Raw genomic sequence first — 16,209 nt, forward strand, 5'->3', positions numbered from 1 at the left:
AGTCGTTGCTGCCGGGCTTCCTGGCGGAGCTGCGGGCGGCAACGCGAACCAGCCATGCCCGCCGTACCAGTGGCCGCCCGCCCGCAGATGTTCCCCGACCGCCCGCTCCACACTCGAACGCCGCGGCAACTCCTCCACCGGCAGCTCCGGATCTCCGAAGACGAAGCCCACCGCGCTCTTGTCGTCCGCTTTCGTCTCCTCGTACGCGAGCTGAAACCGCTCCTGGAATCGGACGATGTTGGAGTCTGCCGAGAGATACCGCTTCAGCTGCGGGTCGAGCAGCCAGGAGTGGCAGACCGCCACCCTGTATCGCTCGTCCGGGTAGTGGCGGGCGAAGAACTCCCGTGCCAGGTCCAGTGATTGGTCACATGCGCGCGGCGACAGGGGCCCGCGGAAGTCGGCGATGTGCAGGCTCAGACAGGGATCGCCGGGGCCGGTGTCGAGACCCGCGGCGGCAGCCGCCCGCCCCGTGCGCCCGCCGAGCCGTGCGCGCTGGAACTGCAGCCGCCCCAGCTGGTACAACTCCCCGTGGAAATGCAGGGTGAGCCACCACGGCACCAGGAGACCGCAGGTACCGAGCCGCCGCCGGTGCACGGCCATGTGCCGCCCCAGATCGGCGAGGCTGCGCCGGGACACGGCCTCCGGGATGCCGCGGTCCCGGTGGTATGCGCGCACGTGAGGCAGTGCGGCGACGAACACGAACACGTGGAAGCTGCGGCCGAGCGGCCCCGTGGACTCAGGGAAGGCCGGTGGTTCCCATCCTTTGCCGATCTCCCCCATATCACGCACGAACCGGCTGACGCACCGGCGCAGCAGCGTCATCGCCTCCGGATCCGCCGCCAACCGCTCCCGCTGCGCGACGAGTTCATTGACGCACTCGTGCGGCACGGACAGATCGAGGAGTACGTCCGGCAACGCGACCGCGTCCGGAAGAACGGCCTCCACCCGCGGGACGGCCTCGCTCTCCAGATCCCTCAGCCATTCCGCGAGCCTCTCCTCGGCCCGCAGCGACTCCAGCAGCACAGCCGCTCCCCCGTTCGTCCGTCCTTTGGTGAACGTGCACTACGAAGAGTACGTTTCCGAGTAGGAGCAGTGATCCGGATGCGTACGGGCAGTGAACCGACGACTGCGCGCAGTGCGCTGCGAGCGCGCATGTGGCTCAGCGTGTGGGGTCTGGTCTGGGCGATCGCGGGAACCGCGGCCTTCGCCCTCGCCGGGCGGCCCGGCTGGGCAATCGCCTGCGGGGTGCTGTGGCTGATCATCACCGTCGACCTGACGATGATCCTCCGCCACATCCGCCAGGGCCCCCACTACCAGCCGGGCCCGGACATCCCGCCTTACCGGCCACCGGACAGACGCCGTTAAACGGACTTGCGCCCTTCAGAGAAACCGCCTTACCCAGCGGAGCTCTCCGTCAAGGTCAAGAGTCGAAGCGAGCCGCAGCCACATACTCCGGCTGCGGATCCAGCGCCGCCGCGAGCCGGAAGTGACGTAGCGCCTGCTCCGGCCGACCCGAGCGCTCGTATGTACGCGCCAGCGCGAAGTGCGCGAACGCGTTGTCCGGCTCGCGCTCCAGCACGACCGTGAACTCCAGCTCAGCGGGCCGAAGTTGAGCCGCCGCGAAGAAAGCCCGCGCGCGCAGCAGCCGCGCCGCAGTGTTCTCCGGATGCGCGGCGATGACGTTGTCGAGCAGCTTCACCGCACCCCGCGGATCACGCGCGGCCAGCAGCTGCTCGGCGGCGCGGAAGTCGATGACATGCGTCTCCGGAGTAGGTCCGGTGGAACCTCTGGACTCAGACACGCCTCACTCCTTCCCTCGCTGCCCCGCTTCAACGCCCCGGACGGGGCCCGCTATTCCAAGGTCGTTTTCTGCTGTGCCCGCACCACAAGATCCGCCCACACCTCCCGTACGCGCCGCTCCAGCTCCTCCAGCGGTACGTCGTTGTCGATGACGATGTCCGCTGTGTCCAGGCGCTTCTCACGGGTGGCCTGGGTGGCCATGCGGGCGCGAGCATCCTCCTCGGTCATGCCGCGCAGCCGTATGAGCCGGTCGAGTTGGGTCTCGGGGGCTGCGTCGACGACCACCACGACGTCGTACAGCGGCGCTAGGCCGTTCTCGGCGAGGAGGGGGACGTCGTGCACGATGACGGCGTCCTGGGAGGCGGCGGCCTCGAGTTCGCGGGAGCGGGCACCCACGAGAGGGTGCACGATCGAGTTCAGCTGAGCGAGCCTGTCCGGGTCCGTGAAGACGATAGAGCCCAGTTTCGGCCGGTCGAGGCTGCCGTCCGGGGTGAGTATGTCCTCTCCGAAGGTGTCGACGACCGCTGCGAGACCGGGAGTTCCGGGTGCGACGACCTCCCGCGCGATCTTGTCGGCGTCGATCAGCACGGCGCCGTACTCCACGAACAGCCGCGACACCTCGCTCTTGCCGGCGCCGATCCCGCCGGTCAGGCCCACTGTCAGCATGCTCGACAGCTTAGGACCTGCCTCTGACAACGACATCGACGGGCCTCATCGGCCCTCTGCCGCCGCGCTAGGCGTCGCCTTCCCGCTCGGCCAGGAACCGCTCGAACTCGAGCCCGATCTCGTCCGCGGACGGGATGTCCAGGGGCTCGGCGAGCATGTTGCCCCGTGTCTCGGCGCCCGCGGCGGCGTCGTACTGATGTTCCAGGCCCTGGACGAGCGCGACGAGTTCCTCGTCGCCCTCCTGGATCTGCCGGTCGATCTCGGTCTGGGTGCGGTGGGCGTCGGTGCGCAGGGCGTGTGCGATACCGGGCAGGACCAGGCCGGTCGCGCCGGTGATCGCCTCCAGAACGGTCAGTGCGGCGTCCGGGTACGGGGAACGGGCGATGTAGTGCGGCACGTGCGCGGCGACCCCGAGGACGTCATGTCCGGCCTCCATGAGGCGGTACTCGACAAGCGATTCGGCGCTGCCGGGGACCTGGGCCTCGTCGAAGGGGCTGGTGTGGCCGGGCACCAGTTCGTTGCGGTTGCCGTGCGGGGTGAGGCCGACGGGGCGGGTGTGTGGGACGCCCATGGGGATGCCGTGGAAGTTCACGGCGAGGCGGACACCGAGCCGCTCCACGATCTGCTGGACGGCCGCGGCGAAGCGCTCCCACTCGACGTCCGGCTCCGGGCCGGAGAGGAGCAGGAAGGGGGCACCTGTCGCGTCCTGGACGAGCCGGACGTCGAGCGTGGGCTCCTCGAAGTCGGTCCAGCGGTCGCGCTTGAACGTCAGCAACGGGCGACGGGCGCGGTAGTCGACGAGCCGGTCGTGGTCGAACCGGGCGACGACCTGGTGGGGCAGCGAGCCGAGGAGCCGATCGACGATCTGGTCGCCGGTCTCGCCCGCGTCGATATATCCGTCGAAGTGGTAGAGCATGACAAGGCCAGCCGACTCCTGGGCGAGCGCCATGTCGACGACGGCCAGGCCCTTCGGCTCCCATGCGTACAAACCCTGCGGATCAAGCACTGTGACCGCTCCTCCTCGTGTTCATACTGCACAACGAGCCCTGGAACGCGGGCATTCCCGCAGTACGCCCCTTCCTGATCCTCTTACTGGCTTCTCAAGCGCTACGACATCGGCACGCGCGCGTGGAGGGCGATGAACGCCGCGCGGGCGCGCGGGAGGCGAAGCGGCCGGACGAGGGCCTGTGTCGGAAGTGGCGTCGTCCGCCCGGCAGGCGCCACTTCCGACACAGGCCCTGGCCCAGGGCAGGGCAAAGCACTGGGCCCGCACCCCCCAACAGGGGTGCGGGCCCAGTTACCTGCTCAGTCCAGCGCGAGCTTTCAGCTCTGGCCGCCGGCCAGCTTCTCGCGGAGGGCGGCCAGGGCCTCGTCCGACGCCAGGGCGCCGGAGTTGTCGTCCGACTCCGAGGAGTACGAACCGCCGCCACCGGAGGCGGCCGGAGCCGCACCCGGGGTGCCGCCGCCGCCAGCAGCGCCCTCGGCCTCGGCCTGAGCGTCCGCCTCGCGGGACTTGATGACCTGCGCCTGGTGCTGCTCGAAGCGCTGCTGCGCCTCGGCGTACTGGCGCTCCCACTCCTCGCGCTGCTTCTCGTACCCCTCGAGCCAGTCGTTGGTCTCGGGGTCGAAGCCCTCGGGGTAGATGTAGTTGCCCTGGTCGTCGTACGACGCGGCCATGCCGTACAGCGTCGGGTCGAACTCGACCGAGGCCGGGTCGGCACCGAAGGACTCGTTGGCCTGCTTCAGGGACAGCGAGATCCGGCGACGCTCGAGGTCGATGTCGATGACCTTGACGAAGATCTCGTCGTTGACCTGGACGACCTGCTCCGGGATCTCCACGTGGCGCTCGGCCAGCTCGGAGATGTGGACCAGACCCTCGATGCCCTCGTCCACGCGGACGAACGCACCGAACGGAACCAGCTTCGTGACCTTGCCGGGCACGACCTGGCCGATCTGGTGGGTGCGGGCGAACTGCTGCCACGGGTCTTCCTGGGTCGCCTTCAGCGACAGGGAGACGCGCTCGCGGTCCATGTCGACGTCCAGCACCTCGACCGTGACCTCCTGGCCGACCTCGACGACCTCGGAGGGGTGGTCGATGTGCTTCCAGGACAGCTCGGAGACGTGGACCAGACCGTCGACGCCACCCAGGTCCACGAAGGCACCGAAGTTGACGATCGAGGAGACCACGCCGGAGCGGACCTGACCCTTCTGGAGGGTCGTGAGGAAGGTCTGGCGGACCTCGGACTGGGTCTGCTCCAGCCAGGCACGGCGGGACAGGACCACGTTGTTGCGGTTCTTGTCCAGCTCGATGATCTTGGCCTCGAGCTCCTTGCCCACGTAGGGCTGGAGGTCGCGGACGCGGCGCATCTCGACGAGGGAGGCCGGCAGGAAGCCACGGAGGCCGATGTCGAGGATGAGACCACCCTTGACGACCTCGATGACGGTACCGGTGACGATGCCGTCCTCTTCCTTGATCTTCTCGATGGTGCCCCAGGCACGCTCGTACTGGGCGCGCTTCTTCGAGAGGATCAGGCGGCCTTCTTTGTCCTCCTTCTGGAGGACAAGGGCCTCGATCTCGTCACCGACGGCGACGACCTCGTTGGGGTCGACGTCGTGCTTGATCGAGAGCTCGCGGCTCGGGATGACACCTTCGGTCTTGTAACCGATGTCGAGCAGGACCTCGTCCCGGTCGACCTTCACGATGACGCCGTCGACGATGTCGCCGTCGTTGAAGTACTTGATCGTCTCGTCGATCGCGGCGAGGAAGGCTTCCTCGTTACCGATGTCGTTGACCGCAACCTGCGGGGTGGTGGCGGTGGTCTCGGTGCTGCTCGTCATGTGGGAAAGGGCTCCGGTACGGACATTGAAGTCGTAGGTACTGCTCACGCCGGGAGCCCGTTTCGCTCTGCAGAAGCCGGACAGCCAAGGAAGCGCCGAAATCCGTTGAACGGTGGCGCCTCGACAACCGAGGGGACATACATACAGATGCGAGCGCAGCCTGCTACGTCTGAGGTGCGCAGGCCCGCAGCGCAACTTGTAGCATACGGGGGCAGCCAGGCAGGGTCAATGCGCGAAGGCGCACACCCGGGGCGGATCGCCGCATACCCGGCACAAGACGACTCGCGGCCGAGCCACACACCAGACACCCTCTGGCGTCACGCAGGCTCAAGGAGCCCCTCGGTGACACCACCGGGACGGGTCGCCCGGTCGAGGCCGCAGACTAATACGAGGGAGCCGATCATCCAAGAGCGCGCAGAGCCCCAACCGCTCGAGCCGGAGGCGACGCGACGCCCGGCGGGGGTCGCGGAGAGTTCCCGCGCCAGCCGTGGCTGGTGGGACCGGAACGCGGACGACTACCAAGTCGAGCACGGCACGTTCCTCGGTGACGACCGCTTCGTGTGGGGGCCCGAGGGGCTCGACGAGGTGGAGGCCGAGCTGCTGGGGCCGGCCGAGGAGCTGAAGGGCAAGGCCGTCCTGGAGATCGGCGCGGGTGCGGCGCAGTGTTCGCGCTGGCTGGCCGCCCAGGGAGCCCGCCCGGTCGCTCTGGATCTCTCGCACCGGCAGCTTCAGCACGCTCTGCGGATCGGCACCAAGGGCGTGGCTCTGGTGGAGGCGGATGCCGGGGCACTTCCCTTCGGGGACGGCACGTTCGACCTGGCGTGCTCGGCGTACGGGGCGCTGCCGTTCGTCGCCGATCCGGTGCGGGTCCTTCGGGAGGTACGCCGCGTGCTGCGGCCCGGCGGCCGGTTCGTCTTCTCCGTCTCGCACCCGATCCGCTGGGCCTTCCCCGATGAGCCGGGGCCCGAGGGCCTGAGCGTCTCGGCCTCGTACTTCGACCGCACTCCATACGTCGAGCAGGACGACAAGGGGCGCGCGGTGTACGTCGAGCACCACAGGACGGTCGGCGACCGGGTCCGGGACGTGGTGGCGGCGGGTTTCCGGCTGGTCGACCTGGTCGAACCGGAGTGGCCCTCCTGGAACAGCCAGGAGTGGGGCGGCTGGTCCCCGCTGCGCGGAAATCTGATCCCTGGGACGGCGATTTTCGTGTGCGTGCGGGACGAGCGGGACGAGTAGACGGGCCGCGTGACCGCAGCGGGCACGCGCGCGTGCGGGGCGTTTTGACCGTCGTACGACACTGGGGGCGTGATCCGTACCGACGCTCTGGACCGGCTGCCCGTTCGCTCTGTCGTGCCCGCGTTGCGGGACGCCCTGGAGGGACACGGCACGGCTGTGCTGTGTGCGCCGCCGGGGACGGGCAAGACGACGCTGGTTCCGCTGGAGCTGGCCGGGCTGCTGGACCCGGGCGCGGATGGGCTTCCTCCGGCCGTACGTCGTGTCGTGGTTGCCGAGCCTCGGCGGATCGCCGCCCGGGCCGCCGCGCGGCGGATGGCGTGGCTGCTCGGTGAGAAGGTCGGCGGGCGCGTCGGCTACACGGTGCGCGGTGAGCGGGTGGTGGGTCCGCACGCGCGCGTGGAGGTCGTGACGACCGGTGTCCTGTTGCAGCGATTGCAGCGGGACCAGGAGCTGGCCGGTGTCGATGTGGTCGTGCTCGACGAGTGCCATGAGCGGCATCTGGACGCCGATACGGTGGCAGCCTTCCTGTGCGACGTTCGGGCCGCTCTCCGTCCCGAGCTGCGGCTGGTGGCCGCGTCCGCTACGACGGACGCGGAGGGCTGGGCCCGGGTGTTGGGCGATGCCCCCGTGATCACCTCGGAGGACGCTTCGTACCCCGTCGAGGTGGTGTGGGCGCCGCCCGCGCGGCCGGTGCGGCCGCCGCACGGGATGCGGGTGGATCCGGCGCTGCTGACGCATGTGGCGTCGGTGGTGCGGCGGGCGCTGTCGGAGCGCGCGGGGGACGTGCTGTGTTTTCTGCCCGGCGTCGGGGAAATCACCCGTGTCGCCGGGCAGTTGGGGGATCTGGGCGGGGTCGAGGTGCTCCAGGTGCACGGACGGGCGCCGGCGGCCGTCCAGGACGCGGTGCTCTCGCCCGGTGCTCGACGCCGGGTGGTGCTCGCGACGTCCGTGGCCGAGTCGTCCCTCACCGTGCCCGGCGTACGGACAGTCGTGGACGCCGGGCTGGCCCGGGAGCCGCGCGTCGACCATGGGCGGGGGCTGAGCGCGCTGACGACCGTACGGGCGTCGCAGGCGGCCGGACGGCAGCGCGCGGGGCGGGCCGGGCGTGAGGGGCCCGGGGCGGTGTACCGGTGCTGGGCGGAGGCGGAGGACGCCCGTCTGCCGCGTTTCCCCGCTCCGGAGATCCAGGTGGCCGATCTGACGGCGTTCGCCTTGCAGACGGCGTGCTGGGGCGATCCGGAAGCGTCCGGGCTCGCGCTGCTGGACCCGCCGCCGAGTGGCGCGCTCACCGCGGCACGCACCGTCCTGAGGGCCATCGAGGCGGTGGACTCCGCAGGTCGGGCCACGGAGCGGGGCATACGCATGTCCCGGCTGGGCCTGCATCCGCGGCTCGCCCGCGCCCTGTTGGACGCCGCCCCCGAGGTCGGCGCCGACCGGGCAGCCGAGGTGGTCGCCCTGCTGAGCGAGGAGCCACCGCGGGAGTACGACGACGACCTTGCCGCGGCTTGGCGTACCGCCCGGCGAGGCGGCGACGCGTATGCGCTCCGCTGGAGGGCGGAGGCGCGACGGCTCCGCGCCGCGACAGCACCCGGAGTCGCCGAGCCCGGCACGCACGTACAGGAAGCGCCCGGCGACGACCACGTAGCAGGACTCGTTGCCGCACTCGCCTTTCCCGAGCGGGTTGCTCGTGCGCAGGGCGGCTCGTATCTCATGGTGTCCGGTACGCGAGCCGAGCTCGGCGGAGCGACGGGGTTGCGGGGAGCCGGCTGGCTCGCTGTCGCCGTCGCGGATCGGCCTGTGGGGGCCGGGCACGCGCGTGTGCGGCTCGGGGCCGTGGTGGACGAGGAGACCGCGCGGAGGGCCGCCGGGGCACTGTACGGCGAGGGCGAGGAAGTGCGCTGGGCGGACGGGGACGTCGTCGCTCGGCGTGTGGAGCGGCTGGGGGCCGTGGAGTTGACGGTGCGGCCGATCAAGGACGCCGACTCCGGGCTCGTACGACAGGCACTGCTGGACGGGTTGCGGGAGGAGGGGCTCGGGCTGTTGCGGTGGTCGCGGGATGCCGAGGTGCTGCGACAGCGGCTCCGGTTTCTGCGTCACCATCTGGGGGCTCCTTGGCCCGAGGTGTCGGACGACGCCCTGCACGCGCGCGTGGACTCCTGGCTGGAGCCAGAGCTGAGCCGGGCGCGGCGGCGGGCCGATCTGGCACGGATCGACGCCGGGCAGGCCCTCGGGCGGCTGTTGCCGTGGGCCTCCGGGGAGGCGGCGCGGTTCGATGAGTTGGCGCCCGAACGGATCGAGGTGCCTAGTGGGTCCAGAATCCGAATCGACTATGCGGATCCCGAACGGCCCGTACTCGCCGTGAAGTTGCAGGAGATGTTCGGGCTGCAGGGGTCCCCGGCCGTCGCCGGTGTGCCCGTACTCGTGCATCTGCTGTCGCCCGCCGGAAGGCCCGCCGCCGTCACCGCCGACCTCGCCTCGTTCTGGCGGGACGGATACGGGGGCGTGCGGGCCGAGTTGCGCGGGAGGTATCCGAAGCATCCGTGGCCCGAGGATCCCGCGACGGCGGAGCCGACCCGGCACACGAACGCGCGCCTCAGGCGCTGACGGGTTCCGGTTCGTGTGTCTCCGTGGGCGCGGGGTCCGCGGGGCGTCGGCTGCGGGCCTCCAGGTGCAGGGACAGCGACAGCAGTCCGGCGCCCAGGATCAGGAAGCCCCAGGGCAGGTACGACGTCAGCAGCATGATGAGTACGCGCTGGGACTTGACCAGGTCGACCGTCGAGTCGATGTAGTCCTCGCGCATTTTGACGTGACCGGAGAACGCGGTCACCTTGTCGCGGTCCCCCAGGAGCGTGCCGCCGCGCAGTTCCTCCTTGTGGATCTCCTCGCCGTAGACGGGTGCTCCGGTGGCGGGTTCGACCCAGAACTTGCGCACTGTGGTGTACCAGCGGGTGGTGCCCGTCTTGGCGACCGACTCGGGTGTGATGCCTTTGACGGGCATGGTCTTGGGGAAGGGCACTTTGGTCCAGGGGATGGTCTGCTCGAAGTAGTAAACGTTTACGCCCCGGAAGTCCTGCGTGCCCTTGTAATGGATGGGGGCGGTGACGCGGGCCTGCGCGTCGAAGTACTCGTAGTCCCGTTTCTCGGTCAAGAAGGGCCACTTGAACTCGATGCCCTCGCGCCTGACAGCGTCGCCGTCGACCATCTCACCGGTGGCGTGGACGGGTTCCTGGGTGTGCGCGTCGAAGATGTAGCGCTCGGGGATCTTGGAGACCATCTTCCCGTCGGGGCCCTGGACGTAGGACAGGCCGTCCCAGACGACGACGTCGCGGCCCGCTGTCTTCTCGATCTTCTCGGAGGCCTCGACGTTGCCCTTGAGGGTCTGCACGATGCTGACCTTGTCGACTTTCCTGGACTGCATGGTCCCGTAGTCGAGGAGGGTGGCGTCCTTCGCCTCCAGGACCATGTCCTGGTACTGGTGGGCCGGGATCTTGGCGAGGCGGGGGAAGGCGTACCAGCGCAGCAACGGGGACAGCGCCGTGCAGAACACGGCGAAGGCGAGGAGGATCAGGCTGGCCTTGCGGCGCATCTGGGCGGCCCTCCCTAGGGGTTACGGGTGCTCGGGGATGGTGGTCAGCAGCGGTTTAGGTGAGGTTTTGCCGGCCGGCGAACCGATGGCCGTGACCGTGAGGACCAGTGCGAGCGCGACGGCGAGACCGGTCGCGGCGGCGATGAGGGCGCGCATACGGGGCCTCCCCAGTCAGCTGATGGTGCGTCAGGGCTGGGGCACCGTAGCAACGGCAGGCCGAGATGAGAACACGTTGCACACACGGACAGCGGCGCCCCCTCCGTCGGCCGGACGGAGGGGGCGCCGCTGATCCAGAGGGTCTACGAAGCGGAAGGGCTCGGCGAGGCGGTCGCCGCCGCCACCTTCAGTTCAACCGTCAGTGTCGCGCCACCGGTGGTGGTGATGCGCAGCAGGAACGTGCCGGTTGTGTCGTCCGCGTACAGCTTGGGCAGCTCGAGCAGGCCGTTCGCGTCCGTTTCGAGGTCCTTCAGGGTGCGTACGGTCTTGCCGTCGGCGTCCTTGAAATAGGGGCCCTTGTCGTTCACGGTCGCGTCGTCCGCCGAGGTGATGAGCGTGGCGGTGGCGGCGACACCGTCGGCAGCGGCACCCTTGTATGTGGCCTTCACCTCGACCTGGTCGGCGAACTCGTCGCCCGGGGCGCAGGTCAGCGCGGTGTCGCTGGTGCGGGCAAGGGCGTCGGCCTGGCGGGCGGTGACCGTCGCCGCGAAGTTGAGGGCGGGCACGCTGCGGCCGACCACGGTGGCGCGGACCGCGAACTCGCCCGTCTTCTCACCGGCCTTGAGCGCGGGGGCGGTGGCCACGCCCGACCTGTTGGTGACCACGGTGGCGATGCTCTCGCCACCGCTGAAGGTGGCGTCCGTGTCGCCGACGATCGTGAAGCGGACCCGGACCCTCGGCACGGCCTTGCCGGCCTTGGTCTCGGTACGCGCGGCGATCTTCTCCGTGAAGGCGTCACCGGCGGTCGCGGTGAGCTTGCCGGTGCCGGCGTTCTCGAGGCGGGTCACCGTGTCCGTGGGCGAGGGAGACGGGGAGGTCGGGGGCGAGCTCGGAGGCGGCGAGCTGGGCGGGTTCGGACTGCCGGACGAGGGAGGCTTGGGCGTGCTGGAGTCCCCGTCGCCGGGCGAGGGGCTGCCGGAGTCGCCGCCCTCAGGCGTGGAGTTGGGTTTCGACGGCTTCGACGTGCCCGGAGGGGTCGGTGACGGGTTGCCGCCCGCCCCGCTGTTGTTGTCGTCGCTGCGGTCGGAGGGCAGTGCGCCGGTGCCGTCCGGCACCTCGTGGGTGCCCTTGCGGTAGTACTCGAGCCACGTCAGGACCAGGTTCAGGTACTCCGTCGACTGGTTGTAGCTGAGGATCGCGCGGTTCAGTTCCTTCTGGACGGACATGTCACGGTCCAGCCGGCAGAGGTAGTGGCCGGCGGCGAGGGCCGCGTCGTAGATGTTGTTGGGGTCCTTCGTGCCGTCGCCGCTGCCGTCCCGGCCCGCCCAGGCCCAGGTGGAGGGGATGAACTGCATGGGGCCGACGGCCCGGTCGTGCGAGGTGTCCCCGTCGAACTCCCCGCCGTCCGTGTCGGAGATGTTCGCGAAGCCGTTGCCGTTGAGGACGGGGCCGAGGATCGGCGCGGTCGTGGTGCCGTCGGCATCGACGCGGCCACCGCGGGCCTGGCCGGACTCGACCTTGCCGATGGCGGCGAGGAGTTGCCAGGGCAGGTTGCAGCCGGGCTTGGACTCGCGCAGCGCCGCCTCGGCCTTCTTGTAGGCGTCGAGGACGGTCGCGGGTATGCCGGCCTCGGCCTCGCCGATGGGGCCTTCGCCGCCGGGAGTCGTACTCGGGCTCGGGGTGGGGCTGTTGAGCGGCGGGAGGTCCGTGTAGTACGGCGAGTTACCGGTCGCGCTCTCTTCGGGGTTGACCTCGGTCGAGGGCTGCGAACCGGCGTTCTGGCGGTCTTGCGTGTTGTCGGTCACGCCCGGGGCCTGGGACGCGGACAGGGCCGCCACAGCGGCCGCGGCCACAGCGGTCGTTACCGCCCCTTTGGCCAGCCTCCTGCCGAATTGCGCCGCCATCGCGTGAACCCCTCCCGTCGTCGACTGCCCGCGCCGTGCGCGTTGTCCTGCCGGCCGGCCACGCTCCCCAGCGCGGCAACTCAGGCGACCCTACGACAACTTGCGGCGCGCATACACCTGTTCGTGCCCGGAATTCACCGGTTGGCCAGATCCGTTTTCTGCGGCCGGCGTGCGCCCGAGGCATGCCGCGTTCGTCCCGCATACTGGCGTCCTGGATCAAGGAAGCGTTCAAGACCATCAAGTTCGGTCAACGTCGTTAACGGGGAGCCCAGTTGCCGTTCACTCTCAGCCATGCCGCGGCTGTTCTGCCCGTCGTACGCATGGACGGAAGTGGTCGTGGCCCGCTGGTCCCCGCGGTGCTCATTGCCGGTTCGTTCGCGCCCGACTTGACCTATTACGTGGCGAGTGTGCTGCCTGAGGCAATGGAGTTCGGTGAGTTCACGCACTCCTTCACCGGGGTGTTCACGATCGACGTCCTCATCGCCTGGGCGCTTGTGGGCGTTTGGCTGCTGCTGCGCGAACCGCTGGTGGCGCTGCTCCCGCCGCGCTGGCAAGGGCGTACCGGGGCTCTGCTGCGATGTGGCGCGCCACGGGCGCCCTTCCGGCCGGCGCGTGCGCTGTGGTGGTACGTGTCCGCACTGCTGGGCGCACTGACGCATGTCGTGCTGGACGCGTTCACCCACCTCGACCGGTGGGGGATGCGGGTTTTTCCCGTACTGGGGCGGGAGTTGGCGGGTTCGCCGCTGTACTGGTACCTGCAGTACGGAGGTTCGGCCGTCCTGGCAGTGGTGATCGCGGTCTTCGTGGCCCTCGCTCTGCGGCGACGGCCCGTCGTGGAACCCGTGGGGGTGCCGGTGCTGTCGGTACGGGACCGGTGGATTGCCGGTCTGGTGATCGGCGGCTGCGCGGTGGTGGCCGCGGTGCAGCGGGCGTCTCGGTGGTGGGCTTACTGGGGGTCGCGTGAGGAGTCCTGGGAGCTGATTCCCACCGTGTGCTTCGGGGCGGGGGCCGGGCTGGCCATCGGTCTGCTCCTGTACGGCGTCGGAGTCAGGGTGTGGCGTCCGGCTCCGGTTCCTCCTGGCCTGGCAGCGGATCGTACGGAGCCGAGTCGTCCGGCTCCTCGCTGAGCCGTTTTCGTGGCTTGTCGCGCAGTTCCCCGCGCCCCTAATGAGGCGCGGGTCACCCCAACTCGATAAACGGTGCCCAACCTCCAGCCCGCCGCAGCCTAGTGCGCCGCCGACTCCCAGTCGTTGCCCGAGCCGACCGAGACGTCCAGTGGGGCTCGCAGGTGGACCGCGTTGGCCATTTCGTGGCGGACGAGGGCCTCGGTGGGCTCCCGCTCGCCGGGGGCGATTTCGAGGACGATTTCGTCGTGGACCTGGAGCAGGATGCGGGACTTGAGGTTCGCTTCGGTGAGGGCACGGTCGACGTTCAGCATGGCGATCTTGACGATGTCGGCGGCGGTGCCCTGGATGGGCGCGTTCAGAGCCATCCGCTCGGCCGCCTCGCGGCGCTGGCGGTTGTCGCTGTTGAGGTCGGGGAGGTAGCGGCGGCGCCCGAACAGCGTCGCCGTGTAGCCCGTGGCCCGTGCCTCGTCCACGGCCCGGCGCAGATAGTCCCGTACGCCTCCGAAGCGCTCGAAGTACGTGTCCATGAGTACTCGCGCCTCCCCCGCGTCGATGTTCAGCTGCTGGGAGAGGCCGAAGGCCGACAGGCCGTACGCCAGGCCGTACGACATCGCCTTGATCTTGCGCCGCATCTCCGCGTCGACCGCGGAGCGCTCCACGGAGAACACCTGTGAGGCGACCGTAGTGTGCAGGTCCTCCCCAGAGGTGAACGCCTCGATGAGGCCCGCGTCCTCGGAGAGGTGGGCCATCACGCGCAGCTCGATCTGGCTGTAGTCGGCGGTCATGAGGGACTCGAAGCCGTCGCCGACGACGAATCCGCGGCGGATCGCGCGGCCCTCGTCGGTGCGGACCGGGATGTTCTGGAGATTGGGGTCCGTGGAGGAGAGGCGGCCCGTGGCGGCGACCGTCTGGTTGAACGTGGTGTGGATACGGCCGTCCGCGGCGATCGACTTGATGAGGCCTTCAACCGTCACCCGCAGCTTGGCCTGCTCGCGGTGGCGGAGCATGATGACCGGCAGTTCGTTGTCGGTCTGGGTGGCCAGCCAGGCCAAAGCGTCCGCGTCCGTGGTGTAACCCGTCTTCGTGCGCTTGGTCTTGGGCAGGGCCAGTTCACCGAAGAGGACTTCCTGGAGCTGCTTGGGCGAGCCCAGGTTGAACTCGTGCCCGGCTGCCGCGTGCGCCTCCTTTATGGCCTGCTGCACGGCGCCCGCGAACAACTGCTCCATCGCTTCCAGGTGGGTGCGGTCCGCGGCGATGCCGTGCCGCTCCATGCGGGCGAGCAGCGTCGAGGTCGGCAGCTCCATGTCGCGCAGCAGATCGGCCGCGCCGACCTCCTCCAGCCGGTCCCCGAAGGCTTCACCCAGGTCGAGTACGGCGCGGGCCTGCACCATCAGCGCCTCGGCCTCGGCGCCCTCGTCGGCGCCGAAGGCGAGCTGCCCGTCGGCCGCGGCGGCGGGCGCCAGCTCCCGGTGGAGGTACTCCAGGGACAGCGCGTCCAGGTCGAAGGAGCGGCGTCCGGGCTTGACGAGGTAGGCGGCGAGCGCAGTGTCCATGGAGACGCCGGCGATGCTCCAGCCGTGCTCGGCGAAGACACGCATGGCGCCCTTGGCGTTGTGGAACACCTTGGGCTTGTCCGGGTCGGCGAGCCACTGCGCGAACGCGTTCTCGTCGGCCTCGTCCAGTTGCGCCGGGTCGAACCAGGCGGCTGCTCCGGCCGCCGCGGCGAGGGCGACCTCGGCCACCGCACCCGTGCCGAGCGACCAGGTGTCGACGGTGGCGACACCGAGGACCGCATTGCCGTGCTGGTCGAGCCATGGCTTCAGCTCGCCCGCGCCGAGCACGGCGCCGTCCAGTGGCACGCCCTCGGCGACAACGGGTGCGGGTTCGGCCTCGTCGGCTCCGGGGTCGACGGCCAGCAGCCGCTCGCGCAGCGAGGGGTTACGGATCTCCAGGGTGTCCAGGACCATCGCGACGGCCTTGCGGTCGTACGCGGCGCGCTCCAGGTCCGTCACCGCCCTGGTCAGCTCCATGTGCCGCTCCAGCTCGGTGAGCCGGCGGTTGAGCTTGACGGCCTCCAGATGGTCGCGGAGGTTCTGTCCCGCCTTGCCCTTGACCTCTTCGACGCGCTCGACCAGCTCCGCGAACGACCCGAACTGGTTGATCCACTTCGCGGCGGTCTTCTCGCCGACGCCGGGGATGCCCGGCAGGTTGTCGGACGGGTCGCCGCGCAGGGCCGCGAAGTCGGGGTACTGGGCCGGTGTCAGCCCGTACTTCTCGAAGACCTTATCCGGGGTGAACCGCGTCAGCTCGGAGACGCCCTTCGTCGGATACAGCACCGTCGTGTGCTCGGACACCAGCTGGAAGGAGTCGCGGTCGCCGGTGACGATCAGCACCTCGAAGCCCTCGGCCTCGGCCCGGGTGGCGAGGGTGGCGATGACGTCGTCCGCCTCGAAGCCCTCGACCGCGAACCGCTCGGCGTGCATGGCGTCGAGCAGCTCGCAGATGAGCTCGACCTGGCCCTTGAACTCGTCGGGGGTCTTGGAACGGTTCGCCTTGTAGTCCGTGAACTCCTCGGAGCGCCAGGTCTTGCGGGAGACGTCGAACGCCACCGCGAAGTGTGTGGGCTCCTCGTCGCGCAGGGTGTTGGCCAGCATCGACGCGAAGCCGTAGATCGCGTTCGTCGGCTGTCCCGTCGCCGTCGTGAAATTCTCCGCGGGCAGCGCGAAGAACGCTCGGTACGCCAGCGAGTGCCCGTCCATGAGCATCAGTCGCGGGCGTCCGCCGGAGGAGGTCTTCTCGGTCTTCTTCGATGCTGTCTCTGCCACGACCCCGATCCTGCCACGAGCCACTGACAACGCGGCCCCCGCGGCCCGGCCACGATTGTTGTCACCGGCGC

The 16,209-nt window shown here is 69.8% G+C and carries 13 protein-coding genes; 4 read left to right on the forward strand and 9 right to left on the reverse strand.

Annotated elements, in window-relative coordinates:
* Positions 1–978: acyltransferase domain-containing protein (locus G6048_RS27205; RefSeq protein ID WP_408056179.1), on the reverse strand; the 978-nt coding region annotated here is incomplete at its 3' end.
* A 123-nt stretch (positions 979–1,101) separates the two neighbouring features.
* On the opposite strand from G6048_RS27205, the gene G6048_RS27210 reads away from it, so the two are divergent.
* Entirely contained in the window at positions 1,102–1,365 is a 264-nt protein-coding gene (locus G6048_RS27210) for a DUF6343 family protein (RefSeq protein ID WP_165342222.1), read from the forward strand.
* A 55-nt stretch (positions 1,366–1,420) separates the two neighbouring features.
* Here the strand turns inward: G6048_RS27210 and G6048_RS27215 are convergent, their stop codons facing one another.
* From G6048_RS27215 to rpsA, 4 genes are all read right to left on the reverse strand, one after another.
* Positions 1,421–1,801 carry a tetratricopeptide repeat protein gene (locus G6048_RS27215; RefSeq protein ID WP_165342223.1) on the reverse strand — a complete coding sequence of 127 codons (381 nt, stop codon included), beginning with the start codon at positions 1,799–1,801 and terminating at the stop codon, positions 1,421–1,423.
* 50 nt (positions 1,802–1,851) lie between these two features.
* The gene (gene coaE, locus G6048_RS27220) at positions 1,852–2,466 is read right to left on the reverse strand and encodes a dephospho-CoA kinase (protein WP_165342224.1); all 615 of its coding nucleotides are present in this window, start codon (positions 2,464–2,466) and stop codon (positions 1,852–1,854) included.
* A 67-nt stretch (positions 2,467–2,533) separates the two neighbouring features.
* Positions 2,534–3,472 carry a PAC2 family protein gene (locus G6048_RS27225; RefSeq protein ID WP_165342225.1) on the reverse strand — a complete coding sequence of 313 codons (939 nt, stop codon included), beginning with the start codon at positions 3,470–3,472 and terminating at the stop codon, positions 2,534–2,536.
* A 317-nt stretch (positions 3,473–3,789) separates the two neighbouring features.
* Entirely contained in the window at positions 3,790–5,304 is a 1,515-nt protein-coding gene (gene rpsA / locus G6048_RS27230; RefSeq protein WP_165342226.1) for a 30S ribosomal protein S1, read from the reverse strand.
* Between the two features lie 342 nt (positions 5,305–5,646).
* Between rpsA and G6048_RS27235 the strand changes: the two genes are divergently transcribed.
* Together G6048_RS27235 and hrpB are read left to right on the forward strand one after the other, a co-directional pair.
* Positions 5,647–6,540, forward strand: a complete 894-nt coding sequence (locus tag G6048_RS27235; RefSeq protein WP_165342227.1) for a class I SAM-dependent methyltransferase — start codon at positions 5,647–5,649, stop codon at positions 6,538–6,540.
* Positions 6,541–6,609: 69 nt separating this feature from the next.
* Positions 6,610–9,144, forward strand: coding sequence for an ATP-dependent helicase HrpB (hrpB, locus tag G6048_RS27240; RefSeq protein ID WP_165342228.1), 2,535 nt, complete (start codon positions 6,610–6,612; stop codon positions 9,142–9,144).
* Here hrpB and G6048_RS27245 read toward each other — a convergent pair.
* The 3 genes from G6048_RS27245 to G6048_RS27255 form a co-directional block, all read right to left on the reverse strand.
* Complete coding sequence (locus tag G6048_RS27245; RefSeq protein WP_165342229.1) at positions 9,134–10,126, reverse strand: DUF3068 domain-containing protein; 993 nt, start codon at positions 10,124–10,126, stop codon at positions 9,134–9,136. The two genes, hrpB and G6048_RS27245, sit on opposite strands and share 11 nt — an antisense overlap.
* A gap of 21 nt (positions 10,127–10,147) precedes the next feature.
* Positions 10,148–10,282 (reverse strand): SPW_0924 family protein, encoded by a 135-nt coding sequence (locus G6048_RS27250; protein WP_165342230.1) that lies wholly within the window; start codon positions 10,280–10,282, stop codon positions 10,148–10,150.
* A 143-nt stretch (positions 10,283–10,425) separates the two neighbouring features.
* A complete protein-coding gene (locus G6048_RS27255) occupies positions 10,426–12,186 on the reverse strand; it encodes a lytic transglycosylase domain-containing protein (protein WP_165342231.1) in 1,761 nt (586 codons plus the stop codon).
* Positions 12,187–12,458: 272 nt separating this feature from the next.
* On the opposite strand from G6048_RS27255, the gene G6048_RS27260 reads away from it, so the two are divergent.
* The gene (locus G6048_RS27260) at positions 12,459–13,313 is read left to right on the forward strand and encodes a DUF4184 family protein (protein ID WP_165342232.1); all 855 of its coding nucleotides are present in this window, start codon (positions 12,459–12,461) and stop codon (positions 13,311–13,313) included.
* Between the two features lie 98 nt (positions 13,314–13,411).
* On the opposite strand, the gene polA is transcribed toward G6048_RS27260, so the two are convergent.
* Positions 13,412–16,138 carry a DNA polymerase I gene (polA, locus tag G6048_RS27265; RefSeq protein ID WP_165342233.1) on the reverse strand — a complete coding sequence of 909 codons (2,727 nt, stop codon included), beginning with the start codon at positions 16,136–16,138 and terminating at the stop codon, positions 13,412–13,414.
* Positions 16,139–16,209 lie beyond the last annotated feature (71 nt).

It is taken from the genome of Streptomyces ureilyticus (assembly GCF_011045025.1).
Taxonomy (GTDB): Bacteria; Actinomycetota; Actinomycetes; order Streptomycetales; family Streptomycetaceae; genus Streptomyces; species Streptomyces ureilyticus.